The 25929-nt window shown below is 66.9% G+C and carries 20 protein-coding genes; 8 read left to right on the top strand and 12 right to left on the bottom strand.

The window, feature by feature from the left end; translation table 11 throughout:
* Positions 1–50 precede the first annotated feature (50 nt).
* From U858_RS0103825 to U858_RS0103835, 3 genes are all read left to right on the top strand, one after another.
* Positions 51–818, top strand: a complete 768-nt coding sequence (locus U858_RS0103825; RefSeq protein WP_025135870.1) for an IclR family transcriptional regulator — start codon at positions 51–53, stop codon at positions 816–818.
* 88 nt (positions 819–906) lie between these two features.
* Entirely contained in the window at positions 907–1611 is a 705-nt protein-coding gene (gene pepE / locus U858_RS0103830; protein ID WP_025135871.1) for a dipeptidase PepE, read from the top strand.
* Complete coding sequence (locus U858_RS0103835) at positions 1608–2537, top strand: DUF1177 family protein (RefSeq protein ID WP_025135872.1); 930 nt, start codon at positions 1608–1610, stop codon at positions 2535–2537. The genes pepE and U858_RS0103835 overlap by 4 nt, the downstream gene beginning before the upstream one ends.
* Positions 2538–2653: 116 nt before the next feature.
* On the opposite strand, the gene coaBC is transcribed toward U858_RS0103835, so the two are convergent.
* The 4 genes from coaBC to U858_RS0103855 all read right to left on the bottom strand — a co-directional run bounded on the left by coaBC (position 2654) and on the right by U858_RS0103855 (position 8382).
* A complete protein-coding gene (gene coaBC, locus U858_RS0103840) occupies positions 2654–3850 on the bottom strand; it encodes a bifunctional phosphopantothenoylcysteine decarboxylase/phosphopantothenate--cysteine ligase CoaBC (protein WP_025135873.1) in 1197 nt (398 codons plus the stop codon).
* Positions 3851–4032: 182 nt separating this feature from the next.
* Positions 4033–4563, bottom strand: a complete 531-nt coding sequence (lspA, locus tag U858_RS0103845) for a signal peptidase II (RefSeq protein WP_025135874.1) — start codon at positions 4561–4563, stop codon at positions 4033–4035.
* 2 nt (positions 4564–4565) lie between these two features.
* Positions 4566–7427 (bottom strand): isoleucine--tRNA ligase, encoded by a 2862-nt coding sequence (gene ileS, locus U858_RS0103850; RefSeq protein ID WP_025135875.1) that lies wholly within the window; start codon positions 7425–7427, stop codon positions 4566–4568.
* On the bottom strand, positions 7417–8382 hold the full coding sequence (locus tag U858_RS0103855; RefSeq protein ID WP_025135876.1) for a bifunctional riboflavin kinase/FAD synthetase: 966 nt from the start codon (positions 8380–8382) through the stop codon (positions 7417–7419). The genes ileS and U858_RS0103855 overlap by 11 nt, the downstream gene beginning before the upstream one ends.
* A gap of 63 nt (positions 8383–8445) precedes the next feature.
* On the opposite strand from U858_RS0103855, the gene purN reads away from it, so the two are divergent.
* Together purN and U858_RS0103865 are read left to right on the top strand one after the other, a co-directional pair.
* Positions 8446–9111, top strand: a complete 666-nt coding sequence (gene purN / locus U858_RS0103860) for a phosphoribosylglycinamide formyltransferase (protein WP_025135877.1) — start codon at positions 8446–8448, stop codon at positions 9109–9111.
* Positions 9112–10340: 1229 nt separating this feature from the next.
* A complete protein-coding gene (locus U858_RS0103865) occupies positions 10341–11819 on the top strand; it encodes an RsmB/NOP family class I SAM-dependent RNA methyltransferase (RefSeq protein WP_025135878.1) in 1479 nt (492 codons plus the stop codon).
* A 20-nt stretch (positions 11820–11839) separates the two neighbouring features.
* Here the strand turns inward: U858_RS0103865 and U858_RS0103870 are convergent, their stop codons facing one another.
* Entirely contained in the window at positions 11840–12235 is a 396-nt protein-coding gene (locus U858_RS0103870; protein ID WP_025135879.1) for a hypothetical protein, read from the bottom strand.
* A 351-nt stretch (positions 12236–12586) separates the two neighbouring features.
* Between U858_RS0103870 and U858_RS0103875 the strand changes: the two genes are divergently transcribed.
* The 3 genes from U858_RS0103875 to U858_RS0103885 are packed head-to-tail and all read left to right on the top strand — an operon-like array spanning position 12587 to position 16396.
* Positions 12587–13795 (top strand): fatty acid desaturase, encoded by a 1209-nt coding sequence (locus U858_RS0103875; RefSeq protein ID WP_025135880.1) that lies wholly within the window; start codon positions 12587–12589, stop codon positions 13793–13795.
* The gene (locus tag U858_RS0103880) at positions 13792–16083 is read left to right on the top strand and encodes a UvrD-helicase domain-containing protein (protein ID WP_025135881.1); all 2292 of its coding nucleotides are present in this window, start codon (positions 13792–13794) and stop codon (positions 16081–16083) included. The genes U858_RS0103875 and U858_RS0103880 overlap by 4 nt, the downstream gene beginning before the upstream one ends.
* A gap of 7 nt (positions 16084–16090) precedes the next feature.
* Positions 16091–16396: a chorismate mutase gene (locus tag U858_RS0103885; protein WP_025135882.1), complete on the top strand. Its 306-nt coding sequence runs from the start codon at positions 16091–16093 to the stop codon at positions 16394–16396.
* A gap of 48 nt (positions 16397–16444) precedes the next feature.
* On the opposite strand, the gene U858_RS0103890 is transcribed toward U858_RS0103885, so the two are convergent.
* The 7 genes from U858_RS0103890 to dapE all read right to left on the bottom strand — a co-directional run bounded on the left by U858_RS0103890 (position 16445) and on the right by dapE (position 25927).
* Positions 16445–17683 carry a cytochrome-c peroxidase gene (locus tag U858_RS0103890; protein ID WP_029953511.1) on the bottom strand — a complete coding sequence of 413 codons (1239 nt, stop codon included), beginning with the start codon at positions 17681–17683 and terminating at the stop codon, positions 16445–16447.
* The gene (locus U858_RS0103895) at positions 17656–20292 is read right to left on the bottom strand and encodes a TonB-dependent siderophore receptor (protein WP_025135884.1); all 2637 of its coding nucleotides are present in this window, start codon (positions 20290–20292) and stop codon (positions 17656–17658) included. The genes U858_RS0103890 and U858_RS0103895 overlap by 28 nt, the downstream gene beginning before the upstream one ends.
* A 118-nt stretch (positions 20293–20410) precedes the next feature.
* Positions 20411–21346 carry a FecR domain-containing protein gene (locus tag U858_RS0103900; RefSeq protein ID WP_025135885.1) on the bottom strand — a complete coding sequence of 312 codons (936 nt, stop codon included), beginning with the start codon at positions 21344–21346 and terminating at the stop codon, positions 20411–20413.
* Positions 21343–21828: an RNA polymerase sigma factor gene (locus tag U858_RS0103905; protein WP_025135886.1), complete on the bottom strand. Its 486-nt coding sequence runs from the start codon at positions 21826–21828 to the stop codon at positions 21343–21345. The genes U858_RS0103900 and U858_RS0103905 overlap by 4 nt, the downstream gene beginning before the upstream one ends.
* 121 nt (positions 21829–21949) lie before the next feature.
* On the bottom strand, positions 21950–23884 hold the full coding sequence (locus U858_RS0103910) for an ABC-F family ATP-binding cassette domain-containing protein (RefSeq protein WP_025135887.1): 1935 nt from the start codon (positions 23882–23884) through the stop codon (positions 21950–21952).
* Positions 23881–24777, bottom strand: coding sequence for a 50S ribosomal protein L3 N(5)-glutamine methyltransferase (prmB, locus tag U858_RS0103915; RefSeq protein WP_025135888.1), 897 nt, complete (start codon positions 24775–24777; stop codon positions 23881–23883). The genes U858_RS0103910 and prmB overlap by 4 nt, the downstream gene beginning before the upstream one ends.
* Positions 24778–24787: 10 nt before the next feature.
* A complete protein-coding gene (gene dapE / locus U858_RS0103920) occupies positions 24788–25927 on the bottom strand; it encodes a succinyl-diaminopimelate desuccinylase (RefSeq protein WP_025135889.1) in 1140 nt (379 codons plus the stop codon).
* Positions 25928–25929 lie beyond the last annotated feature (2 nt).

Consider the following 25929-nt stretch of genomic DNA (forward strand, 5'->3'; position numbering starts at 1 on the left):
TTATTCTTGTTCGCTATTAAGGAACAGCAGTTCCGTTTTATGGAACATCCATGAGTATTCTAGACGGCGTTCAACGCGTGCTGTCGCTGTATGCGGACGGCGTGGCCGAGTTGAGCTTCACCGATGTGGCGCAGCGGCTGTCCATGCCCAAGAGCACGGCGTCGCGCTTGCTGAACCAGATGCAGCACTACGGCATGCTGGATCAGGACGCCGCCACGCGCCGCTATCGCCCGGGCGTCTTGCTGACCCAAGCGGTGCGCGCCGGCCAACGTGCCACGCCGCTGGACGAGGCCTGTCGCAAGGTGTTGGCGCGCCTGTCCGGCGACAGCGGCCTGACCGCCTATCTGTCGACCCTGAATCAACGCGAAACCGTGGTGCTGCAGCGCTTGAACGGCTCGCAGCCGGTGCAAGTGCTGGCGCCGCCGGGATCTCGGCGCGCCGCGTCCGGCACGGCGATGGGCCGCGCGCTGCTGTCGCGGCTGACCCAGCCCGAGTTCGACGCCCTGTATGGCACCGACCCGTCGTCGCCCCTGCCGGTCGAGGGCAAGGATTGCCCGGTCACCGTGGGCGAACTGGCCCAGCGCGTCGCGCAAGTCCGTGCCGACCATTACGGCGTCGCCATCGACCAGGCCATGCCCGGCATCGGGGCCGTGGCCGCGGCGGTGCGCGATCCGGCCTCCGGCGAACTGCGCGGCCTGTGCCTGTCGTTCGTGTCGTTCCAGGCCGACGCCGCCCGGGTGGCTGCCCTGCGCGAATCCCTGATGCAGCAGGTCGCGGCATTGGGCCGCGAATTGAACGATCCCTACTGGCTGGGCTGATGCCCGGCCTGCTTCCCCTGACCGACATTCCCGCATCCTAGCCGCGCCCGCGCGGCCTCCGACTTACCGATTCCAAGGAACCCGTCTCATGAACCTTCTGCTTCTCAGCAATTCCAGCAGCGACGCCGGCTATCTGGTGCATGCCTTGCCCGACATCCGCGAACTGATCGAAGCGCTGCCGGCCGGCGCCAAGGCCGTATTCGTGCCGTTCGCGGGCGTGACCCGCAACTGGGACGACTACACCTCGCTGGTGGTCTCGGCGCTGGCCGACACAGGCCTGGACATCCAGGGCCTGCATCGCGCCGCCGACCCCGTGGCCGCGCTGGAAGAGGCCGCGGTCATCATCGTGGGCGGCGGCAACACCTTCAACCTGCTGGGCCAGCTGCGCCGCCAGGGCCTGCTCGACGTGGTGGCGCGCCGCGTGCGCGAAGGCGCCGCCTACCTCGGCTGGAGCGCAGGCTCGAACATGGCGTGCCCCAGCATCTGCACCACCAACGACATGCCCATCACCGACCCCGAAGGTTTCGATGCGCTGGGCCTGCTGTCGTTCCAGATCAATCCCCACTACACCAACGCCCACCCGCCCGGACACCGCGGTGAAACGCGTGCGCAGCGCCTGGCCGAATTCTGCACGCTGAACCCGACCATGCCGGTGCTGGGCTTGCCGGAAGGCGCGGCGCTGCGCGTGCGTGGCCAGGCCGTGGCGCTGATCGGTCCGCACGACGCGCCGCTGTTCCTGGGGCAGGCCGAGCCGCGCGTGTTCCGCCCCGGTCCGCTGGAGATTCCCGCATGAAGCAAGTCATCGACACCATCGAGTTGCTGTCCTCGGCCCACATCACGGGCGAAGCCGTGGCGCAGCACCTGCGCGCGGCCGGCAATTGCCAGGTCGACGTGACCCGGCTCGAACGCGACGGCGCGGCCACCGAGTTCCTGTCCATCATCATCCCGGGCGCGGATGACGCCGCGCCGCAGTTGGGCATCATCGGCCGCCTGGGCGGCATCGGCGCGCGCCCGGCCGTCACCGGCCTGGTGTCCGACAGCGACGGCGCCGTGGTCGCGATTGCCGCCGCGCTCAAGCTGATGGCCATGGCGCGCCAGGGCGACGTCCTGCCCGGCACCGTGCGCATCCGCACCCATATCTGCCCGCGCGCGGGCACTCGTCCGCACCATCCGGTGCCGATGATGAAGTCGCCGTTCCCCATGCGCGAAATGATGTCGCACGAAGTGGACCCGCGCATGGACGCCATTCTTTCGGTCGACACCACGCGCGGCAACCGCCTGGTGAACCAGCGCGGCGTGGCGCTGACGCCGGTGGCCAAGCAGGGCTACCTGCTGCGCATTCCGGAAACCATGCTGGACGTCATGGGCTGGGTCAGCGGCGAACTGCCGCTGACGCTGCCGCTCACCACGCAGGACATCACGCCCTACGAAAACGGCCTCTCGCACGTCAACTCGTTGATGCAGCCCACCATCGCCACCGACGCGCCTGTCGTTGGCGTGGCGCTGACCGCACAGACCGCCGTGCCGGGCTGCGCCACGGGCGTGACCAACGCCGTGGATGCCGATGTCGCCATGCGCTTCTGCATCGAAATTGCCAAGCTGTTCGGCCAGGGCGCCATGACGTTCGTCGACGCGGCCGAATGGAGCACGCTGCAAAGCCGCTACGGCTCGCTGGCGCGGTTGCAGACCACCGGCGTCGACCCCAAGGCTGCACAATAAGCCCAGGGGCGCACAACAGGTACGCCGCATCTGCCGCGCCCAGCAAAAACGCCAGACGTTCGTCTGGCGTTTTTTCCTGGCGGGAATGATGCGGCCCGCCGTGCGGTGTCAAGCGTTCAGGTCGGCAGCCGTGCGGCGATCTCGGCAATCAGGCGGCGGGCGGCATCGAGCTTGTCGGCGGCCGGCAGCGGGTGGGCGCCCTGGGCGTCGAACAGCACCAGCTCGGTGGTGTCGGCGTCCATGACCTTGTGCGCCAGGTTGCCGACCAGCAGCGGAATGCCCTTGCGTGCGCGCTTGGCCTCGGCGTGCTCGGCCAGCTTTTCGGTTTCGGCGGCAAAGCCCACGCACCAGGGGCCGTCTTTCAGCTTGGCCACTTCAGCCAGGATGTCGGGGTTGGGTTCGAATTCCATCAGGGGCGCGCCGCCGCCTTCGCTGGTTTTCTTGAGCTTTTGCGCGCTGACGTTCTTCACGCGCCAGTCGGCCACTGCCGCGACCGCAATGAAGATGTCGGCGTCGGTGGCACTGGCCATCACGGCGTCGTGCATCTGGCGCGCGGTGGTGACCGACAGCGCGGTAACGCCGCGCGGCACGGCCAGGGCGGTGGCGCCGGTGATGAGGGTGACGCGGGCGCCCGCTTCGCGCGCGGCGCGGGCCAGCGCATAGCCGGTCTTGCCCGACGAGCGGTTGCTCAGCACGCGCACCGGGTCCACGGGCTCGGACGTGGGGCCGGCGGTCAGCAGCACGTGGCGGCCGGCCAGCAGCTTGGGCTGGAAGAAGGCGATCAGGTCGGTCAGAATTTCATGCGCTTCCAGCATGCGTCCGTCGCCCGTTTCGCCACAGGCCTGTTCGCCTGCGGACGGACCCAGCACGCTGATGCCGTCGGCGCGCAGCTGCGCCACGTTGCGCTGGGTGGCCGGGTTGGCCCACATTTCGCGGTTCATGGCGGGGGCCACCAGCAGGGGGCACGCGCGCGCCACGCACAGGGTGGACAGCAGGTCGTCGGCCATGCCGTGCGCCAGCTTGGCCATGAAGTCGGTGCTGGCGGGGGCGATCAGCACGGCGTCGGCGCCGCGCGTCAGGTCGATGTGCGCCATGTTGTTGGGCACGCGTGCGTCCCAGGCATCGACGAACACCGGGCGGCCCGACAGAGCCTGCATGGTGACGGGGGTGATGAAGTGCGTGGCCGCTTCGGTCATCACCACATCGACGGTGGCGCCTTGTTCGGTCATGCGCCGCACCAGCTCGGCGATTTTGTAGCAGGCGATGCCCCCGGTCAGGCCGAGGACGATGCGTTTGCGGGCGAGGTCGAGCATGAGGGTCGGACGGCGGGCAAGCGCCGTCAAATCAAGGAACGGACCATGATTTTATTCTGCATTGCGGTATTGCGCCGTTCGCCATCCCGATAGGGGGCGTCAAACAGGACAAAACCCAAGACAGAACCCAAGAAAAAACCCGGCCGGGGGCCGGGTCTTTCGAGGCAATACGGGATGAAAAATCAGGCCCGCGGCTTGCGCGCCCGCAGCAGTTCGTCCAGCACCAGCAGTACTGCACCGCAGCTGATGCCCACGTCCGCCAGGTTGAAGGCGGGGAAATACCAGTCGCGCCAATAAAACAGCAGGAAGTCCACCACGTGGCCATAGACCACGCGGTCGATCACGTTGCCGATGGCGCCGCCCAGGATCAGCGTCAGGGCCAGGCAGAACCGCGGCTGGCCGCGGGTGCGGCGCAGGATCACGGTGATGACCACGGCGGCCACGATGCCCAGCGCGGTGAACAACCAGCGCTGCCAGCCTTCTTCGGACGCCAGGAAGCTGAACGCCGCGCCGCGGTTGTATAGCAGCGTGAAGTCGAAGAACGGCAGCAGATTCAGGCGTTCGCCGTATTGGTACGAGGTGTTGAAGTACACCTTGGTCAGCTGGTCCAGCACGATGATCGCCAGGGCGATGGCTAGCCAGCGGCCCACCTTGGCGGGGGGCGCGCTGGCTGCCGCGGACGCGTTGGCGCCTTGCGAGGCGGGGCCGGCCATGTTCAGGCCTTGTCGCGGGCTTCGCCCGAGCCGAACAGGTTGGACACGCAGCGGCCGCAGATCTCGGGGTGGTCCGGATCCTGGCCCACGTCCAGGCGCCAGTGCCAGCAGCGTTCGCACTTCTTGTGCATCGACGGCGTGACCTGGATGCGGGTTTCGCCTTCGCCTGCGTGCACGGTGGCGCGCGAGACGATCAGCACGAAGCGCAGATCGTCGCCCAGGCTGGCCAGCAGTTGCTGGTCTTCGCCGTTGGCGTACAGGTCGACTTCGGCCTGCAGCGACGAACCGATGTCGCCTGCCGTGCGCACTTCTTCCAGCTTGCGCTGGACTTCGGCGCGAATGGCGCGCAGGCGCGTCCACTTGGCAGACAGGGCATCGGCATCGGCGAACGGCGGCAGCGCGTGGTAGACCTCGGTGAAGATGGTCACGCGGGCCGCGTCGGCCTGGTGCTTCAGGGCCGAGGCCACCAGTTCCTTCCAGGCTTCTTCGGCCGTGAACGACAGGATCGGGGCCATCAGCTTGAGCAGCGTCTGGGTGATGTCCAGCAGGGCGGTCTGGGCCGAACGGCGGGCCAGGCTGCCCACGGCGGACGTGTACAGGCGGTCTTTCAGGATGTCCAGGTAGAACGCGCCCAGGTCTTCCGAGCAGAACGTCTGCAGGCGCGACACGGCCGGGTGGAAGTCGTAGCGCTCGTAGTTGGCCTGCACTTCGGCCTGCATCTGCGCGGTCATGGCCAGCGCGTAGCGGTCGATCTCGAACAGGTCGCCATAAGGCACGGCTTGCGACACGGCGTCGAAGTCGGCCAGGTTGGCCAGCAGGAAGCGCAGCGTGTTGCGGATGCGGCGGTAGCCTTCGACCACGCGCTTGAGGATCTCGTCGGAAATCGACAGTTCGCCCGAGTAGTCGGTGGAAGCCACCCACAGGCGCAGGATTTCCGCGCCCAGCGAGTCGGACACCTTTTGCGGGGCGATCACGTTGCCGACCGACTTGCTCATCTTGCGGCCCTGGCCGTCCACCACGAAGCCGTGCGTGAGCAGGGCCTTGTAGGGCGGTTGGCCATACAGCATGCAACCGGTCAGCAGCGACGAATGGAACCAGCCGCGATGCTGGTCCGAGCCTTCCAGGTACAGGTCGGCGGGCCAGGCGAGTTCAGCGCCGTGCGAGCCGGCGAAGGCATGGTCCTTGCCGCCCAGCACGGTGGCGTGGGTGCTGCCGGAATCGAACCAGACGTCCAGCGTGTCGCGGTTCTTTTCGTATTGGTCGGCTTCGTCGCCCAGCAATTCGCGCGGGTCCAGCGCCTGCCAGGCCTCGATGCCGCCTTGCTCGACGCGCTGCGCCACCTGTTCAAGCAGTTCGGACGTGCGCGGATGCAGCTCGCCGGTTTCCTTGTGCACGAAGAACGCCATCGGCACGCCCCACTGGCGCTGGCGCGACAGGGTCCAGTCCGGACGGTTGGCAATCATGGCGTGCAGACGGGCACGGCCCCAGGCCGGGTAGAAGGCCGTGGCGTCGATACCGGCCAGCGCCGATTCGCGCAGGGTCGGGCCGCCGTCTTTCGGGGCCACGTCCATGCCGGCGAACCATTGGCTGGTGGCGCGGTAGATGATGGGCGTCTTGTGGCGCCAGCAGTGCATGTAGCTGTGCTTGTGCTTTTCCACGTGCATCAGCGCGCCGGCTTCGGTCAGGGCCTCGACGATCTTGGGGTTGGCATCCCAGATGGACAGGCCGCCAAAGAGCGCCAGGCTCTCGGCGTACTTGCCGTCGCCCATGACCGGGCTGATGAAGTCGGTGTCTTTCATGCCGTGCGCCTTGCACGAGATGAAGTCTTCGATACCGTAGGCAGGGGCCGAGTGCACCACGCCGGTGCCCGAATCGGCCGTGACATAGTCGCCCAGGTAGACGGGCGACTTGCGGTCGTAGGCGGCTTCGAACTGGGCCAGCGGATGGCGGAATTCAATGCCCGACAGCGCAGCGCCCGGGGCGGTGGCGATGACTTCGCCTTCCAGGCCCCAAGACTTCAGGCAGGCTTCGACACGCTCGCGCGCCACGAGCAGCAGCGGACCGAACTTGGGCGCGGGCGACACGCGCACCAGCGCGTATTCGATTTCCGGGTGCACGTTCAGCGCCTGGTTGGACGGGATGGTCCAGGGCGTGGTGGTCCAGATGACGATGGCGCCGTCTTCGACCGATTTCAGGCCGAAGGCCTGGGCCAGTTTGGCCGGTTCGGCGAACGGGAAGGCCACGTCCACCGCCGGGTCGACGCGGTCGGCGTATTCGACTTCGGCTTCGGCCAGCGCCGAGCCACAGTCAAAACACCAGTTCACGGGCTTCAAACCGCGGAACACGTAGCCCTTGTCCAGGATGCTGCCCAGGGCGCGGATTTCGTCGGCTTCATTGCTGAAGTTCATCGTCATGTAGGGACGATCCCAGCCGCCCAGCACGCCCAGGCGCTTGAAGTCCTTGCGCTGGCGGTCGATCTGCTCGAGCGCGTAGGCGCGGGCCTTGGACTGCACTTCGGCCACGGGCAGGTGCTTGCCGTACTTTTTCTCGATCTGGATTTCGATCGGCATGCCGTGGCAATCCCAGCCCGGCACGTAGTGCGCGTCGTAGCCGGCCATGTTGCGGCTCTTGACGATGATGTCCTTCAGGATCTTGTTGACCGCGTGACCGATATGGATGTCGCCGTTGGCGTAGGGCGGGCCGTCGTGCAGCACGAAGCGCGGGCGCCCCTTGCTGGCGGCGCGGATCGCCTGGTAGACGTGGTTTTCCTCCCACTGCGTAATCCAGGCGGGCTCGCGCTTGGCGAGGTCGCCCCGCATGGGGAAGGGGGTATCGGGCAGGTTGAGGGTCTTTTTATAGTCCATGAACGGCAAAATAGGCGCGCGCGTTTCGCGCGTCTTCGGCGATGGCGGCAGTCAGGGAAGGGAGGTCAGGAAATTTTTCTTCGTCCCGCAGCTTGTGCAGGAATTCGATACGCACGAGTTTACCGTATGCGTTGACGGTCTCGTCGAGCAGGTGTGACTCAAGCAGCACGCGGCCGCGGTCTTCGACCGTGGGGCGCACGCCCAGGCTGGCCACGGCCGGCAGGGCGCGGTCGCCCAGGCCGTAGACCTGCACCACGTAAATGCCGGAACGGGCCGCGCAGCGCTCGGCCACCCGCAAGTTCATGGTCGGAAAGCCCAGGGTGCGGCCCAGCTTCTGGCCGTGGATCACGTGGCCGCTGATATGGAAGGGGTGGCCCAGCAGGTGGCGGGCCCGGTCCAGGTCGCCGACGGCCAGCGCGGTACGCACTTCCGAACTGGAAATGCGGTGGCCGTGGCGGTCGGTCACGTCGGCCAGGGTCTGGACCTCGAAGCCATGGCGCAGGCCGGCTTCGCGCAGCAGGTCGATGTCGCCGCTGCGCTTGTGGCCAAAACGGAAGTCTTCGCCCACCAGCAGCCATTTGGCGTTCAGGCCTCCGACCAGCAGGTTCTCGATGAATGCGTTGGCCGACATTTCGGCCAGGCGGGCATTGAAGCGTTCGACCACGACCTGGGAAACGCCATAGCGCGCCAGCGCCGCCAGCTTGTCACGCAGGCCGGAAATACGCGTGGGCGCCAGTTCCGGGCGGTGGTTCAGCGTCGCGAAATATTCGCGGGGGTGCGGCTCGAACGTCATTACGGCCGGGGTCAGCGCGCGCTCGCGGGCAACCTGGCAGACGCGCGCCAGCATGGCCTGATGTCCGCGGTGGACGCCGTCGAAATTGCCGATGGTCAGCGCACAAGGGGCGCGCTGAGCGGGCGGAGGAAGGGATCGGTAGATACGCAGCGATGGTTTCACGAGCGAGAGTTTACAATTTTGGATTACGGGATTGTTCGACATCCCCAATTTGGATTGGTCATCTTGCCGGAAACATCTACTACACAGCGCCGCATCGTCATCCTGATCTCAGGGCGCGGCAGCAATATGCAGGCGCTAGTCCAGGCCTGCCGCGAGCAGGGCTGGCCCGCCCGCATCGCGGCCGTCATCGCCAGCCGGCCGGATGCCGGCGGCCTCGAATGGGCCGCCGAGCAGGGCATTGCCACGGCCGCCCTGTATCACAAGGATTACGCCAGCCGCGAAGCGTTCGACGCGGCCCTGGCCGCTGAAATCGACCTGCACGAACCCGATTTCGTCATCCTGGCCGGCTTCATGCGGGTCCTGACGCCCGGCTTCGTCAATCGCTTTGCCGGCCGGCTCGTGAATATCCACCCGTCGCTGCTGCCGGCGTTCCCCGGGCTGCATACCCACGCCCAGGCCCTGGCCACCGGCGTGCGGGTGCACGGCTGTACCGTGCATTTCGTCACCCCGGTGCTGGATCACGGCCCGATCATCGCCCAGGGCTGCGTGCCGGTCCTGGCCGGCGATACCCCTGAATTGCTGGCCAACCGCGTGCTGGAGGTAGAACATCAGGCTTTTCCTGCCGCCGTGCGCTGGCTGGCCGAAGGCCGGGTTACCCTGACAACCGACCACCGGGTGGACGTGCAGGGCGATCCCGACCGCCTATTCACCTGGTCCGCGGCGGCCTGAGCCGCGACCCTTACGCATCGCGGGCCGCCCGGCGGCCCTGAATCGCATTTATCGGGCGCAATCCCTGCGCCCCACTGGAATACACCATGAGCAAACCCCAATCTCCGCGTTCCCGTCCGGCCGGCGCCCCGAGGGCAGCCGCCGAAGGCCGCGACGGTCGGTCCTTCTTCTCGCGCCCCAAGGGCGAGTCCCGCGACGCCGCCCCGCGCGAACGCGCCCCGCGTGACGAACGCGCCGGTGGCCGCGAAGATCGCGGCTCGTTTGGCTCCGAGCGCCGCGAAGAACGCGGCAATTTCGGCGCCGAGCGTCGCGAGGGCCAAGGCCGTCCGGCCCCGCGTCCGTCCTATGACGCGCCGCGTGGCGACAACCGGGGCGGTCAGCGCGGTTCCTTCAGTTCCGAGCGCCGTGAAGGGCAGGGGCGGCCGACGCCGCGCCCGTCCTATGACGCCCCGCGCGGCGACAGTCGTGGCGGTGAACGCGGTTCCTTCGGTTCTGAGCGCCGCGAAGGCCAAGGCCGTCCGGATTCCCGTCCGTCCTACGGCGCCCCGCGCGGCGACAGCCGTGGTGGCGAGCGTGGTTCCTTCGGTTCGGACCGCCGCGAAGGCCAGGGCCGTCCGGATTCCCGCCCTTCCTACGGCGCCCCGCGTGGCGACAGCCGTGGCGGCGAGCGCGGTTCCTTCGGTTCGGACCGCCGTGAAGGCCAGGGCCGCCCGGATTCTCGCCCGTCCTACGGCGCCCCGCGCGGCGACAGCCGTGGCGGCGAGCGTGGTTCCTACGGTTCGGACCGTCGCGAAGGCCAGGGCCGTCCGGACTCGCGCCCGTCCTACGGCGCCCCGCGTGGCGACAGCCGTGGCGGCGAGCGCGGTTCCTTCGGTTCGGACCGTCGCGAAGGCCAGGGCCGCCCGGACTCCCGCCCGTCCTACGGCGCCCCGCGTGGCGACAGCCGTGGCGGCGAGCGCGGTTCCTTCGGTTCGGACCGCCGTGAAGGCCAGGGCCGTCCGGATTCGCGTCCGTCCTACGGCGCTCCGCGTGGCGACAGCCGTGGCGGTGAACGCGGTTCCTTCGGTTCGGACCGCCGTGAAGGCCAGGGCCGCCCGGACTCCCGCCCGTCCTACAACGGCCCGCGTGACGACGCCGGCCACGGCCAGCGCGAAGCCGCGCCGCAAAAACCGCAGTTCAACCGCCCGCGCCTGTCATACGCCGCCAGCCGCATCGACCAGGTGCAGCGCGTGCTGGGCGAGATCCTGCAATGGACCTACCCGGCCGACGCCGCGCTGTCGCACTGGCTGCGCCACCATCCCGGCCTGGGCGCCCGCGACCGCTCCGAAGTCGCCGAAGCCGTCTATGACGTGTTGCGCCACCTGCGCCGCTACCGCCAATTCGGCGAAAGCGGCGTTGGCCCCGCCTCGCGCCGCCTGGCCATCCTGGGCCTGGCCGCGACGCTGGGCGTGGACGCATTGGAAGAGGGCATGGATGCCGGTGAAGCCGCCTGGCTCAAGCGCGTCAAGCAGATCGACCTGGCGACCCTGCCGCGCGCCGTGCGCGGCAGCATCCCCGACTGGCTCGACGAGCGCCTGGGCGCCATGGACAGCCCCGAAACCTTGATCGATGCGCTGAACCGCCAGGCCAGCCTGGACCTGCGCGTGAACCCGCTCAAGGTCGAGCGCGACGCCATGCTGACCGAACTGCAGCAAAGCGCCGGCCGCTACGAACCCGTGGCCATGCCGTTCTCGCCCTGGGGCATCCGCATGGAAGGCCGCCCGGCGATCAACCGCTGGCCGCAATTCGAAAACGGCAGCATCGAAGTGCAGGACGAGGGCAGCCAGTTGCTGGCCCTGCTGGTAGCCCCGCGCCGCGGCGAAATGATCATCGACTTCTGCGCCGGCGCCGGCGGCAAGACCCTGCTGCTGGGCGCGCTGATGCGTTCCACCGGCCGGCTCTATGCCTTCGACGTGTCGGCCGCCCGTCTGGCACGCGCCAAGCCGCGTTTTGCCCGCAGCGGCCTGTCCAACGTGGTGCCGGTGGTCATCGACAGCGAAAACGACGCTCGCGTCAAACGCCTGGCCGGCAAGGCCCAGCGCGTGCTGGTCGATGCGCCGTGCAGCGGCATCGGCACCCTGCGCCGCAATCCCGACCTCAAGTGGCGTCAGCATCCCGAGGCGCTGGCCGAACTGGGCCAGTTGCAGGAACGCATCCTGAACAGCGCCGCGCGTTGCGTGGCCCCGGGCGGCCGCCTGGTGTACGCCACCTGCAGCCTGCTGGCCGAAGAAAATGAAGTGCAGGCCGAGCGTTTCCTGGCCAGCCACCCTGATTTCGAACGCCTGGACGCGGCCGAAATCCTGGCGGCGCGCTGCGAAAACCTGAAGCTGGACGGCCCCTACGTTCAGTTGCGCCCCGACGTTCATGGTACCGACGGCTTCTTTGCCGCCGTCTTCGAACGCCGCAAGAAGGCCACCGCCGCCACGGAAACCGAGGCCCAGGCCGAAGTCGACGCAGAAGCGGACGCCGTGGATACGGTCGAAAGCGCTGCCGAGGCAGAGGCTGACGCCGTCGTGCAGACCGCCCAGGCCGAGGCCGAAGTGGTTCAGGCGGCAGTGGAATCGGTTGAGGCTGAAGCCGCTCAGGCGGCCGACGAGGCCGACGTGGCGGAACCCGCCGACGCCGAACCGGCCCCGCTCAAGCCCGCCGACGCCAAGCCCGCGGCTTGAAGCACGCGGGCCGCGCCGGCTCAGTCGGCCGGCGCGATGCCCAGCGTGGCGCTGTAGCGGCGGATGCCGATCGTCTTATTCTGGTATTTCACTTCCCAGGCCAGCGAGTCCGAGCCGGGCTGGTTGGCCTGGTAGACCAGTTGGGCGACCGGCACTGTCTTATATGCGCAACGTCCCGAATCGCCGGATTGGCCCCGTGTCTGCACGATGCTGGCCGTGCCCAGGCGCGGTTGCAGCGTGATCGTCACGCGCGGGGCGCGCAAGGCCAGGCAATCCGACCCCCGTATTTCGTAGTACGACGCCAGCACGGCGACGTCCCCGGTTTTCATCGACTGGGCGAGGGCGGGCGTCGAGGCCGCCAGCCCGGGCAGGGCCAGCAGTGCAATAAAATAGGGACGGATATTGTGGTGAAACATCTGGGGGCGGACCGGATAAGTGACGGGACGGGCGGACCGAAGTGTGCGCCAGACGCATGGCGCCCGCAAGACAGCCGCAGGACCTGACAGGAACTTTAATGGCGAAATGTAGCCAAAACACCATGCCTTGCGAAGGCTTCCCCGTCCCGGGAAGCGCCGGCCCCGCTGCCGGAAGCCCGCACGGTGTCAGTCCGCGGCTTGCCAGTGCCGCCGCGAGCGTGCGGTTTTGTGCTCAAAAGCGGGGCTTAGTCCTTGATTTCGCTCAAAAACTATTTTGAAACTCCGTTGTCATAAGATGGCAAAGGTAAGCTAAACTTCAGGCACTCTTCAAGCGAGGCTCATAACAGCTTTATGGATTACATCCTCTCCTTCATTGCCGGCGGTCTGACTCAAGCCTCTTGGTGGCAGGTCGTCGTTTTCACCCTGGTCGTGACGCACATCACCATTGTCGCGGTCACGGTCTTCCTCCATCGCAGCCAAGCGCACCGTGGTCTGGATTTGCATCCGGCTGTCATGCACTTCTTCCGTTTCTGGCTCTGGATGACGACCGGCATGGTCACCAAGGAATGGGTCGCCATCCACCGCAAGCACCACGCCAAGTGCGAAAAGGAAGGCGATCCCCATTCGCCCATCCTGTTCGGCATCTGGAAGGTGCTGTTCCGCGGCGCCGAGCTCTACCGCGAAGAATCCAATAACAAGGAAACCATGGCCAAGTTCGGCCACGGCACGCCTGACGATTGGCTCGAACGCAACGTCTACAGCAAGCACAGCCTGTGGGGCGTGCTCAGCATGCTCGCCATCGACATCGCCCTGTTCGGCGCCATCGGCGTCACGGTCTGGGCTGTCCAGATGGCCTGGATTCCCTTCTGGGCGGCTGGCGTCGTCAACGGCATCGGCCACTACTGGGGCTACCGCAACTACAACAGCCCGGACACCAGCACCAACGTGTTCCCGTGGGGCATCGTGATCGGCGGCGAAGAGCTGCACAACAATCACCACGCCCACGGCACGTCGGCCAAGTTCTCGGCCAAGTGGTACGAATTCGACATCGGCTGGTGCTACATCAACATCCTGAAGTTCCTGGGCCTGGCCAAGATCAAGAAGGTCGCGCCCAAGCTCAAGCTGGATGACTCCAAGACCGGCATCGACCTGCGCACCCTGCAAGGCGTGATCACGCACCGCTACGAAGTCATGGCCCGCTATGCGGACGTGATCAAGAGCGCCGCCCGCGAAGAACTCGCCAAGCTGAAGGCCTCGCGCCAGGACGGCAACGCCGATTGCGGCTGGAACAAGCTGCACAAGGTGCGTCGCGCCATCCACCGCAACGAAGACATCCTTCAGCCGGAACAGCTCGAAGCCGTGGACAAGGCCATTGCCCAGAACCAGTCGCTGTCGACCCTGGTGCAGATGCGCCGCGAACTCGGCCGCATCTGGGAAAGCTCCAGCGCCAGCAGCGAACAGCTCCTTCATGACCTGCAGGCCTGGTGCCAGCGCGCCCAGCAAAGCGGCATCGCCGGGCTCGAGCAATTCGCTCAACGTCTGCGCCGCTACGCGGCATGATGCTAGAGAAGCTCAACCCTGAACAACGCGCCGCAGTAACGTTAGAACCGCAGCACGCCCTGGTCCTGGCCGGGGCGGGCAGCGGGAAGACTCGGGTGCTCACCACCCGCATGGCCTGGCTGATTCAAACCGGCCAGGCTTCGCCTTTTGGGCTTCTGGCGGTCACGTTCACCAACAAGGCTGCCCGCGAAATGCTGGCGCGCATGTCGGCGATCCTGCCGATCGATACGCGCGGCCTCTGGATCGGCACCTTCCACGGCCTGTGCAATCGCATGCTGCGCGCGCACCATCGCGATGCCGGCCTGCCGCAGACCTTCCAGATCCTCGACGTCACCGATCAGCTGGCCGCCATCAAGCGCCTGATGAAGGCCAACGGCGTCGACGACGAGAAGTATCCGCCGCGCGATGTGCAGCGCTTCATCAACGGCGCCAAGGAAGAAGGCCTGCGTCCCAACGACGTCGAAGCCTACGATGCCCATCGCCGTCGCCTGATCGAGATCTACCAGCTCTACGAAGCCCAATGCCAACGCGAAGGCGTGGTGGATTTTGCCGAGCTGCTGCTGCGCGCCTACGAATTGCTGTCGCGCAACGCGCCGGTGCGCGAGCACTACCAGCGCCGTTTCCGCCACATCCTGGTCGACGAGTTCCAGGACACCAACACGCTGCAGTACAAGTGGCTGCGTCTGTTGGCCGGCGGCGGCGCGGCGATCTTCGCCGTGGGCGACGACGACCAGTCCATCTACGCGTTCCGCGGTGCCAACGTCGGCAACATGTCCGACTTCGAGCGCGACTACGCGCACGGCACCGTCATCCGCCTTGAACAGAACTACCGTTCGTACGGCCACATCCTGGATTCGGCCAACGCGCTCATCGGCCACAACAGCGGCCGCCTGGGCAAGAACCTCTGGACCGACCAGGGCGAAGGCGAACCGGTGCGCGTCATCGAACAGCCTTCCGACGGCATGGAAGCCCAATGGATCGTGGACGAAATCCGTTCGCTGATCCACGAAGGCAGCCTGCGCCGCGAGATCGCCGTGCTGTATCGCAGCAACGCGCAATCGCGCGTGATCGAACACGCCATCTTCTCGGCCGGCATTCCCTACAAGGTGTACGGCGGCCTGCGCTTTTTCGAGCGCCAGGAAATCAAGCATGCGCTGGCCTACCTGCGCCTGATGGCCAATCCGCACGACGATACGTCCTGGATGCGGGTGGTCAATTTCCCCACGCGCGGCATTGGCGCGCGCACGCTCGAGCAACTGGCCGACGCGGCCCGCGCGCACGATTGCAGCCTGTACGCGGCGGTGGCCATGGTGGCGGGCAAGGGCGGGTCGAACCTGGCCCAGTTTGCGCAGCTGATCCATCGCCTGATCGAAGAAACGCGCGACCTGCCGCTGCCCGAAATGGTCGAGCACATGCTCGAAACCAGCGGCTTGAATGCCCATTACAAGGCCGAACGCGAAGGTGCCGAGCGGCTGGAAAACTTGAACGAACTGATCACCGCCGCGGCGGTGTTCGCGTCCGAGGAAAACTACGACAGCCTGCCGGCCGGCGTGCCGCCCGCGCAGGACACCTCGTCCACCTTGATGCCGGGCGTGGTCGATGCGCCGCCGGTCGTGGCCGACACCATGACGCCGCTGGCGGCGTTCCTGTCGCACGCGGCCCTGGAAGCCGGTGACAACCAGGCCCAGCAGGGCCAGGACGCCGTGCAGCTCATGACCGTGCATGCCGCCAAGGGCCTGGAATTCGACGCGGTCTTCATCACCGGCCTCGAAGAAGGGCTGTTCCCCCACGAGAACAGCATTCTTGAGCAATCCGGCCTGGAAGAAGAACGCCGCCTGATGTACGTGGCGATCACCCGTGCGCGCCAGCGCCTGTACATCAGCCTGGCGCAAAGCCGCATGCTGCATGGCCAGACGCGCTACGCCATGCGGTCGCGCTTCCTGGATGAAATTCCCGAGCAGCACCTGAAATGGCTGTCGCCCAAGGCCGGCTTGGCGCCGGTCAGCAGCACGGGTGCGGGTTGGAACGGCAATCGCGGCGATGCCTTCGGCCGCAAGGCCACCAACACCATTGCGCCGCGTCAACCGCGTGGCACGGCCACCGGTGTCACCGTGGGCGACAAGCAGTATCGTGTGGGGCAGGGTGTCCATCACGCCCGTTTTGGTGATGGCACGATCATCGGCCTGAGCGGCGCAGGGCAGGACGCGCAGGCTGAAATCCAGTTCCGCGATGTGGGCGCCAAGACCCTGGCGCTGGGCATCGCCAAGCTTGATATTGTTCAAGGTTGACAAAGACATGGCCAAAGACGATTCCCCGAAAGCCGAACTCTCGGCGCTGCGCGCCGAGGTCGACGAAATCGATCAGCAGATCATCCTGCTGCTGGGCGTGCGGTTCCGCTGCACGGACATGATCGGCGAGCTCAAGCAAGCCCACGACATGGACCTGGTGGACCCGGTGCGCGAAGACCAGCAGGTTCAGCGCATCCGCCGCCTGGCCGAAGAAGCCGGCGTGCCGCCTGCGCTGGCCGAAACCATTCTGCGGGAAGTGATCGACACCGTCGTCGATCACCACACCCGTCTGCGTGAGCGTCCTTATTCGTGATCCGGCATGCTTGCTCAAAAACGGCGTCCATCTCGGACGCCGTTTTTTTTACAGCACCTTCAAGAACGCCAGCAGCGCATCGATCTCATCCGGGCTCAGGTCCAGCGGCTTGATGTGCGCCGACTTGCGCGGCGCATACGGATCGGGCGGGTTGTCCGGCGCCGGTTCGCGGCCCATGCCGGCGTTGTACATGCGCAGCAGTCCCTTCAGGTCCGGAAACAGGCCGTTGTGCATCCACGGCCCGGCGCGCGAGACATTGCGCAGGCTTGGCGTGCGGAACTTGCCCAGGTCGTCGAGTTCGCGCGTGGCTTCGAAGCGCCCCAGGTCCTGGTTGCGGCGGCCGTAGAAAGACAGGCCGATGTTGTGGAACTGGTGGTCCGTCAGCAGCGGGCCGCTGTGGCAGTTCATGCAGCGGGCCTTCGTGCGAAACAGATGCAGGCCGCGTAGTTCCGTATCATCCAGCGCATCAGGCTTGCCGGCCAGGAATGCATCGAATCGCGTGGGCTCGGGCCGGAGCGACGCGACGAACGCCGCCAGCGCGCGCGCCAGGCGGTCCGCATCCACGGACGACGGCGGCGCGGTGGTGGCGTCAGGCGCCGCAGCAGATGCTGCGTCCGGTGCCGCGTCACGTGCCGCGCCGAATGCCGCCAGGAACAGCGGCGGATAGGCCTCCGTCTGCCGCAGCCGCGCCACTGCGCCGGCCGCGTCATGGTTCATTTCACGCGGGTCGTGCAGCGGCCCCATGACCTGTTCCTTCAGACTGGCCGCGCGCCCATCCCAGAACAGGCGCGGGGCGAACGGCGCGGCCAGCAGCGGCGTGGAACGACGCCGGCCCATCAGCTTGTCTTCGCCTACCGCCAGCGCAAGGCCATCCGTGAAGGCGCGCTGCGGCAGGTGACAGGACGCACAGGACACCTGACCCTTGCGTGACAGGCGGGTGTCGAAGAACAGCATCTGGCCCAACGTCACGGCCGGCGCATGCGCCACGTCGGCCGCCAGTTCCGCCTGGCCCGGGTTCGCGGCTGTCCAGCTCAACGGCGGATCGGATGCAGGCGGTACCGCCGCCCATTCCGTCCAGCGCACGCCCGGGTCGATGGTGGGCGCCGGCCACGTGGCGGGGGCTCCGGCGTAGCGGGACCGCAGGCAGGCGGCGTCTTCGCCCGTCGTGGTGCGGCAGGCGGGGGCGACGGTCGATGGGGCAGCCCCCGGCGGCTCGGTGCCCTGCGCGGCGCTGGCCACCGCCAGCGCCGCGCCCGCCATCAGAAGCGATAGCCGACTTGCAGCCATAGCTCGCGTCCCGATTGGAAAGTGCTGCGGTTGGTCTTCAGGTTGGGATTGCTGGCCGTCACCGCGGGCATGCGGTTCAGCACGTTCAATACCTCGACCGTGAATTCCAGGTTGCGGGCGAATGTGGGTTGCCAGGCCAGCTTGGTGTCCCAGGTCCAGTACGACGGCAGTTCACCGGATTCGAAGCGATCCAGGTAGTAGGGCTTGGGGCCCACGCCGACATAGATGGTGGCATCGCGCTTGCTGCGCCAATTGACCATGTTGCTCCAGGTCAGCCCGGCGCGGGGCCACGCGCCGATCAACGTCATCGTTGCGACCTGGGGCTGGTAGAAGGTGCTGGGCGGCAGGTCGATGGCGCGGATCTGCGAGCCGTTGTAGATCACGTAGTCGTCCGGTGCGCGGGCATCCGCGGTGTAGCCTTCGACCAGGTCGGCGTTGGTCTTGCGCTTCTGCCAGCTCCAGGAGGCCTGCATGTTCCAGCGTGTCTCGCCCAGGCGCCAGGGTTCCAGCATGCGCAGCGTCAGGCTGACGCCGTCCGTGGTGGACAGGCCGTCGTTGGTGTATTTGTAGCCGTCGCGTTCGTTGCCGGTCTTGGTCCATTGGTCGCGGCCGTTGCGGTGCACGTAGCTCAAGGTGCCTTCCAGCCCCGCCATGCGCTGGCGCAACGACACCGCCCATTCGTCGTCGTAGGGCAGGCGCAGGCCCTGGTATTCGACGAAGTATTCCTTGTTGCCATCGGCGACCGGCTTGCCCTTGGCATCCAGCACCTGCTTGCGCAGGCGGCTGCGCTCGGCTTCCAGCGCGGTTTCCAGCACCTCGCCGCCGTAGTAGCGCGACCAGCCGGCGCTGAGCAGCGTGTCGCCCGAGCCGAACAGGTCCCAGTCCAGGCGGGTGCGTGGCGAGAGATTGGTGTTGCCCAGGAAGGTCTCGCGGTCGTAGCGCACGCCGGCGTCCAATGCCAGGCGCTGCCATTCGATGCGGTCGGACAGGTACAGGCTGGCCATGTCGTAATTCACGTTCACGGTGCCGGGCAGATAGCGGACTTTGCTGAAATCCTGGTATTTACCGTTGGCGCTGTAGGCGCGGCGATAGGAATAGGTTTCCTGGTAGCGCCTGAAGGCCGCATCGATGTGCTGGATTTCCGTGCCGGCGTACAGGCTGTGCGTGAAGACGCCCGTGCGCACCGGGTCCAGGTCGATGCGGCCCTTGAGCGTCCAGGTGTCCTGCTGCGTCTGTTCGCGGCCGAAGCCGCCGGCGGTGTATTGCGGCAACCGGTAAGGCTGGTACGTGACCAGTTCGTTGCCGACCGATGTGCGGTTGCTCATCGAACGGTCCCAGCCGGCCTGCAACGTGAAGCGCCCGCCCTGGAACAGGTGATCGACATTGCCGCTGACGCCGCGCGCGCCGTGATTGTTGTCCCAGCGGGTGTTGCGGAACAGGTCGCTGGCCAGCGTCTCGCGCCGGTCGCTGTATTTCAGCGTCAGGTCGGCGATGGTGTCGGCGCTGGCGCGCACGCTGAACTTGCCCAGGAAGTTGTCGATGCGGTCCTGGTAGCGGTCCTGTCCGGGCATGGGCTGGCCCTTGTCGTCCACGCCCATGTTCCAGCGCGTGATGTCCGATTCGCGGCGCGACATTGCCAGCACCGCACCCGTTTTCTCGTTGAACGCAATGTCGCCCACGGCGGAATAGAAGCGCTTCTTCCATTCTGGCGAGTAGCCGGGCTTGCCTTGCGCCCAGCTGTTCTCGTCGCCTTCCGACACTTGTTGCTGCGTCATCTTCGACGTGTTCCAGCGGTAGTCCAGGTTCAGGTGGTTCTCGCCGGAAAAACGCCGCAGCCGCGCGTCGACCACGCCGCCAGTAAAGCGCCCGTATTCCACCGGCACGAAGCTGTCGTGCACGCGCACTTCGTCGAGCAGGCTGGTGTCCACGAAGTACGACTGCGGATTGCTGGGGACGTTGCCGACCTGCAGGTTCAGGTTCTTGCTGGCCGGATCCACACGATTGGTCGCGTCCATGCCGTCGATCTGAAACAGGTTCTGGTAGGGGCTGGAGCCGTGGAAGGAAATGTCTTCCACGTTCAGCGAACCGCGATTCTGCGAGCCCGCCGCGCCGGGATTGGTACGTACCGCAGGATGAGTGGCCAGCAGGGTGCTCAGGTCCCGGTTCGATGACGGGGTTTCGGCGATTTCGTCGCGGCCGTAGACGCGTTCGCCGACTTGTTCGCCATAGACCCGCACGGCTTCCAGCCGCAACGCCGAGAATTGGCTGGTCTTGTCCACGAAGACGATGTAGCGGCCCGGGCCGTCTGCGCGCAGCGCCAGGCCGGACCCTGCCAGCAGCTTGTCCAGCGCCAGCAGGGCCGAATACTCGCCTTGCAGTGCGGGCGCGATCTTGCCGGCCACGGCGGCGGGCGAGAACGAGATTTCCAACCCGGCCTGGCGACCCAGCGCCAGCAAGGCATCGCCCAGCGGCTGGGCGGGTATGTCGTACGAGGTCGCGCGGGCCGGGGGGTGTGCGGCGACAGGCGCTGCAAGCGCCAGCGCGGCGCAAAGGATGGCGGCCGAAGCGCCTGCCAGGCGCCGTGCGCCGCCGTCAGAGGGGAAAGCCATGGATACGTCCCAAGCTGTGTTGATGTCAGCCGTAGGACGTGGCGACGCCGTGTTTACCTCAGTGCCGGATCGATGAATAATTTATATCGATTCTCATTTACTGATTGATGTGCGCACGTCAACGCAAGATCAGCAGGCCCGGCAGGTCCGTGATGCGCACCGGCGTCTGTGCCAACAGCAGGTCCAGCGCCCGCTTGGGGTTGGCGATATTGGCGGTGCCGGACACGTGGGTGCGCCGCGCCGGGTCACCCATGACCACGATGTGCTTGCCGGTGTAGCGCGCCAATTGCGCGGCGGCGTCGGGCAGCAGCGCATTGTTGAACGCCAGCAGGCCCTGGCTCCAGCCGGGCGCGTTTTCCTTGGGCGCGTCGCCACGGAGGATGCCGTCAGGCGAGACGGTGGCTTCCTGCCCCGGGTCCAGGATCAGCGATTGGCCATCGGTGCAGGCCAGGCATTGAACCGCTACGCGGTGCTGATAGACGGTGACCCGGGTGCCGGCCGGCTCGCGCGCCACGGCGTAGCGGGTGCCCAGCGCGCTCGCCGAGGCGTCGGGCGTGGCCACCGTGAACGCGGGGCCATCGGCAACGCGCGGCGCGGCATTGAACAGCGCCTGGCCAGCCAGCAAGTGCACTTCGCGCTTGTCCGGGCCGAAGTCGACCGCAATGGCGGAATGCGCATCCAGCACGGCGGTGGACCCGTCGGGCAGCGCCACGCGCAGCACTTCGGCGCCGCTGGCGTAATCGGCCCCGGGATGAAAATCCCGCAGCGTATGCCAGCCGATGCCGGTGGCCGCCAGCAGCGCCAACGCCAGGGCCGTACGCCGCTTGCGGGCCGGCCGTGCTGGCGCCAGCTTGCCGCGGTCGATCTCGCCCATGCGGCGCCACACCCGTGCCAGCCGGTCGTATGCCGCGGCATGGCTGGGGTCGGCCTGGTACCAGGCATCGAATTCGGCCTGGGTCTGGGCATCCAGTGTTTGCCCGCTGGCGCGGACCACCCAGCGCGAGGCCTCGTCATTGGCGGCCTGCGGCCCGCGAACGGACGGCGCGATGCTCATGCCAGCGCCTGGTCGCAAGCCAGCAGGATGCGCATCATGTGTTTTTCCACCGCGCTGACCGAGATCGCGAAACGCTCGGCAATGGCGCGATAGGTCAGGCCGTCGTGTCGGTGCAGCACGAACACATCCAGGCTGCGGCGCGGCTGGGCGAGCAACGCGGCTTCCAGCCGGCGCAGCAATTGATTGGCGGCGGCCACATCCAGCGTGTCGGCTTCGAAGGCAGGGGGCTGCGCGGCAGCGTAGTCGGCGACGGCGGTCAGTTCGCGGCCGCGGCGCCGGTGCCAGTCGGTGGCGATGTTGGCGGCGACCCGGAACACATAGGCGCGGTCATTGTCCGGGCGGGTCTTGTCCTTGAACTCGGCCAGCTTGATCCAGGTGTCCTGGGCGCAGTCCTGGGCCACATCGCGGGACCCGGTGCGAAGCGAAAGAAAACCCAGCACCTCGCGGTAGTGGCGAAGAAATACATCGGTAAGCGAAGACATGTCGCTGACGCCAGGCGCCAGATAGAGTCAAATTCGCAACCAATTATAAATGATAACTATTATTATTACTAGACGATTGCCGGCGTGGGCAAGCGGTGGGCGGCCTGGCCGCCCACCGCGATCAGGCTTCGCTCTGGTCGATTTCTTCCAGCGAACCCTGCAGTTCAAGCCACTGTTCTTCCAGCGTTTCCATGCGCTTGCCGTGTTCGCCGTGCTCGGCCATGACCTTCTGGCGTTCGCTGCGGCGCGCGTCGGAATACAAGTCCGGGTCGGCGATGACACCGTCCAGCGCATGCAGCTTGGCGCGCAGCTTTTCCATTTCGGATTCCACCTTGGCCAGCTTGGCTTCCAGCGGCTTGCGCAGGGCCGACAGGCGTTGGCGTTGTTCGGCCTCGGCCCGGCGCTGCGCCTTGCGGTCGACCACGGGCTCGCCGTTTTCGGCGTTTTCGCGGGCCGCTTCGGCGCGTTCGCCGGCGTTGCGGGCGGCTAGCCAGTCCCGGTAGTCTTCCAGGTCGCCGTCGAATTCGCTCACGGCGCCGTCGGCCACGATCCAGAAGCTGTCCACCGTCGTGCGCAGCAGGTGCCGGTCGTGCGAGACCAGCAGCATGCTGCCGCCGAATTCGGCCAGCGCGGCGGCCAGGGCCTCGCGCGTTTCCACGTCCAAGTGGTTGCTGGGTTCGTCCAGCAGCAGCAGGTTGGGCTTTTGCCAGACGATCAAGGACAGCGCCAGGCGCGCCTTTTCGCCGCCCGACATCGGGCCGACCTTGCTGTTGACGGTATCGCCCGAGAAGCCGAAGCCGCCCAGATAATTGCGCAGTTCCTGCTCGCGCGTTTCCGGCGCCAGGCGCGCCAGGTGCGCCAGCGGCGTGCTGTCCAGGTCCAGCATGTCGAGCTGGTGCTGGTGGAAGTAGCCGATGGCCAGGCCGCGCGAGGCGCGGCGTTCGCCGGCCTGCACCGGCAGCTCTTCGGCCAGCGTCTTGATCAGCGTGCTCTTGCCGGCCCCGTTGGCGCCCAGCACGCCCACGCGGCTGCCCGCGCGCACCATCAGCGTCACGTCGCGCAGGATCGGCACGGCGTTGCCCGCCGCATCGGTATAGCCTGCGGACAGGTGTTCCAGCGTCAAGAGCGGATCGGGCACCTGATCGGGCGACGGGATGCGGATGTCGATGCCGGCTTCGGCCTGCAGCGGCGCCAGCACCTGCATGCGGGCCAGCGCCTTGACGCGGCTTTGCGCCTGCTTGGCCTTGGACGCCTTGGCCTTGAAGCGGTCGATGAAGCCTTGCAGGCGGGCGGTTTCGCGGGTCTGGCGTTCGTAGGCGATGTTGGTCTGGCGCAGGCGCTCGGCGCGTTGCGTCAGGAAATCACCGTAGCCGCCGCGGTAACGCACCAGCTTGGCGTGGTCAAAATGCAGAATCGACTTGGCCACTGCGTCCAGGAACTCGGTGTCGTGGGAGATCAGCATGACGGTGCCCGGATAGGCACCCAGCCATTTCTCCAGCCACAGCATCGCGTCCAGATCCAGGTGGTTGGTGGGTTCGTCCAGCAGCAGCAATTCGGACGGCGCCATCAGTGCGCGCGCCAGCGCCAGACGCATGCGCCAGCCACCGGAAAAGCTTGCCACGGGCTGGGTCCATTCGGCCGGCTTGAAGCCCAGGCCAGCCAGGAGCTGTTCGGCGCGGGACGCAGCGCTCCAGGCACCGGCCTCGACCAGGGCGGCTTCGACCTCGGCAATCTGCGTGCCCTGGTCGTCGGTCAGCTCGGCGCGGCGCGCTTGCAGTGCGCGCAGCCCCGTGTCGCCGTCGATGACGAATTCGCGGGCAGGGCGGTCGTCGGCGTGCAGTTCCTGTTCGACGCTGGCAATGCGCCAGCCGGCGGGCACCGCCAGGTTGCCGGCGTCCAGGTCCAGCGAGCCGGTCAACAGGGCGAACAGCGACGACTTGCCGGCGCCGTTCTTGCCCACGATGCCGACACGCTCGCCGGGATGCACCACGAATTCAGCGTCGTCCAGCAACACCTTCGTGCCGCGGCGCAGGGTCAATCCAGTAGCGCGTATCACGTCGTCAACTGCTCGCGGGTCAAGAGCAGGAGCTGGTCGGATGCCTCTGCCGTATCCAGCCACACCGGCGACAGCTCGGGGAAGGCGGCTTCGAAGAAATCACGCTCGTGGCCGATTTCCAGCACCAGCACGCCGTCTTGCGTCAGAAAGCGCGGCGCGGCTTGCAGAATGCGTCGCACCAGGTCCATGCCGTCGGTGCCGCCGGCAAGCGCCAGGTGGGGCTCGTGGCGGTATTCCTGCGGCAGCACGTCCATGGAACCGCTGTTCACGTAGGGCGGATTGCACACGATCACGTCGTACTGGCGTTCGGGCAGGCTGTCAAAGAGGTTGCTCTGATGCAGTTCCAGCCGGTCGGCCAGGCCGTAGTCGTCGACGTTGCGGCGGGCTACGTCCAACGCGTCCGGCGAGACGTCGACGGCATCCACATGGGCATACGGAAAGGCCATGGCCGACAGAATCGCCAGGCAGCCCGATCCCGTGCACATGTCCAGTACGTTGTCGACGGCCTGTGCGTCCTGCACCCAGGGCGACAGGCCTTCGTCCAGCAGCTCTGCGATGGGCGAGCGCGGCACGATGACGCGCTTGTCCACGTAGAAGCGATGCCCGCGCAGCCAGGCCTCGTTGGTGAGGTAGGCAGCCGGCACGCGCTCGGTCACGCGGCGGTCGATCAGGTCCAGCACGCGGCTGCGCTCTTCGGTCAGCACGCGGGCGTCCAGGAAGGGCTCCAGCGTGTCCAGCGGCAGGTGCAGGGCGTGCAGGACCAGGTAGACCGCCTCGTCCCAGGCGTTGTCGCTACCGTGACCCAGCGCCACCTCGGCGGCGTTCAGGCGCGATACGCCGTAGCGGATCAGGTCGCGCAGGGTCAGCAGTTCTTGGCGGGCGGATTGATACATGAGGGGCTTTTTACTTGGCGGGCAGGAGGTTTTCCAGCGTGCGCCGATAGATGTTTTTAAGCGGGTCCAGCGAGGCCAGCTCGATACGCTCGTTGACCTTGTGGATCGTGGCGTTGCAAGGGCCGAACTCGATGACTTGCGGACAGATCTTGGCGATGAAGCGGCCGTCGGACGTGCCGCCCGTGGTGGACAGCTCGGCCGTCACCCCGGTTTCGTCGCGGATCGCCTTGACCAGCGCATCGGTCAGCGAACCGCGCGGGGTCAGGAAGGGCTCGCCGCCCAGGTCCCAATCCAGCGTGTATTCCAGGCCGTGCCGATCCAGGACTTCGTGCACCCGCGCCTGCAGGCTTTCCGGCGTGCTGGCGGTGGAAAAGCGGAAGTTGAACAGCGCCACGGCATCGCCCGGCACCACGTTGGTGGCGCCCGTACCCGAGTTCAGGTTGGACACCTGGAACGTGGTCGGCGGGAAATACTCGTTGCCCTGGTCCCATTCGATCTTGACGATGTCGGCCAGCGCCGGCGCCAACTGGTGCACCGGGTTGCGGGCCAGGTGCGGGTAGGCCACGTGGCCCTGGATACCCTTGACCGTCAACGTGCCCGACAGCGAGCCGCGGCGGCCGTTCTTGCAGGTATCGCCCAGCACGTCGCCCGAGGTGGGTTCGCCGACGATGCAGTAGTCCATCTGTTCGCCACGCGCTTTGAGCGCGTCGCAGACGATGGCCGTGCCGTCGATCGACGGACCTTCCTCGTCGGACGTGATCAGCAGGGCGATCGAACCGCCGTGCTGCGGGTTGGCCGCCACGAATTCCTCGGACGCCACCACGAAGGCGGCAATCGAGCTTTTCATGTCAGCCGTGCCGCGGCCGTACAGGTAGCCGTCGCGCTCGGTGGGCACGAACGGATCGCTTTCCCACTTCTCGCGCGGGCCCGGCGGCACCACGTCGGTATGGCCGGCAAAGACGGCCAGCGGCGCGGTCGTGCCGCGGCGCGCCCACAGGTTGGTGACACCGCCCTGGGCGATGGTTTCGCAGGTGAAGCCGATGCGCGCCAGGCGCGCAGCCAGCGTCGCCTGGCAATCCGCGTCCGCCGGGGTGACCGACGGGCGCGAGATCAGGTCCTTGACCAGATCCAGAACGACAGAGCCCGACATTT

The organism is Achromobacter sp. DH1f, assembly GCF_000633435.1.
GTDB classification, from domain to species: Bacteria; Pseudomonadota; Gammaproteobacteria; order Burkholderiales; family Burkholderiaceae_B; genus Achromobacter; species Achromobacter deleyi.

Bases quoted from the DNA above. Each gene is read 5' to 3' on its own strand.
- U858_RS0103880 (WP_025135881.1), top strand. From the start codon at position 13,792: ATGATGCTAGAGAAGCTCAACCCTGAACAACGCGCCGCAGTAACGTTA.
- lspA (WP_025135874.1), bottom strand. From the start codon at position 4,563: ATGGCCGGCCCCGCCTCGCAAGGCGCCAACGCGTCCGCGGCAGCCAGC.
- U858_RS0103875 (WP_025135880.1), top strand. From the start codon at position 12,587: ATGGATTACATCCTCTCCTTCATTGCCGGCGGTCTGACTCAAGCCTCT.
- ileS (WP_025135875.1), bottom strand. From the start codon at position 7,427: ATGGACTATAAAAAGACCCTCAACCTGCCCGATACCCCCTTCCCCATG.
- U858_RS0103890 (WP_029953511.1), bottom strand. From the start codon at position 17,683: ATGGCTGCAAGTCGGCTATCGCTTCTGATGGCGGGCGCGGCGCTGGCG.
- U858_RS0103900 (WP_025135885.1), bottom strand. From the start codon at position 21,346: ATGAGCATCGCGCCGTCCGTTCGCGGGCCGCAGGCCGCCAATGACGAG.
- U858_RS0103885 (WP_025135882.1), top strand. From the start codon at position 16,091: ATGGCCAAAGACGATTCCCCGAAAGCCGAACTCTCGGCGCTGCGCGCC.
- U858_RS0103835 (WP_025135872.1), top strand. From the start codon at position 1,608: ATGAAGCAAGTCATCGACACCATCGAGTTGCTGTCCTCGGCCCACATC.
- prmB (WP_025135888.1), bottom strand. From the start codon at position 24,777: ATGTATCAATCCGCCCGCCAAGAACTGCTGACCCTGCGCGACCTGATC.
- coaBC (WP_025135873.1), bottom strand. From the start codon at position 3,850: ATGCTCGACCTCGCCCGCAAACGCATCGTCCTCGGCCTGACCGGGGGC.
- U858_RS0103905 (WP_025135886.1), bottom strand. From the start codon at position 21,828: ATGTCTTCGCTTACCGATGTATTTCTTCGCCACTACCGCGAGGTGCTG.
- U858_RS0103825 (WP_025135870.1), top strand. From the start codon at position 51: ATGAGTATTCTAGACGGCGTTCAACGCGTGCTGTCGCTGTATGCGGAC.
- pepE (WP_025135871.1), top strand. From the start codon at position 907: ATGAACCTTCTGCTTCTCAGCAATTCCAGCAGCGACGCCGGCTATCTG.
- U858_RS0103870 (WP_025135879.1), bottom strand. From the start codon at position 12,235: ATGTTTCACCACAATATCCGTCCCTATTTTATTGCACTGCTGGCCCTG.
- dapE (WP_025135889.1), bottom strand. From the start codon at position 25,927: ATGTCGGGCTCTGTCGTTCTGGATCTGGTCAAGGACCTGATCTCGCGC.
- U858_RS0103895 (WP_025135884.1), bottom strand. From the start codon at position 20,292: ATGGCTTTCCCCTCTGACGGCGGCGCACGGCGCCTGGCAGGCGCTTCG.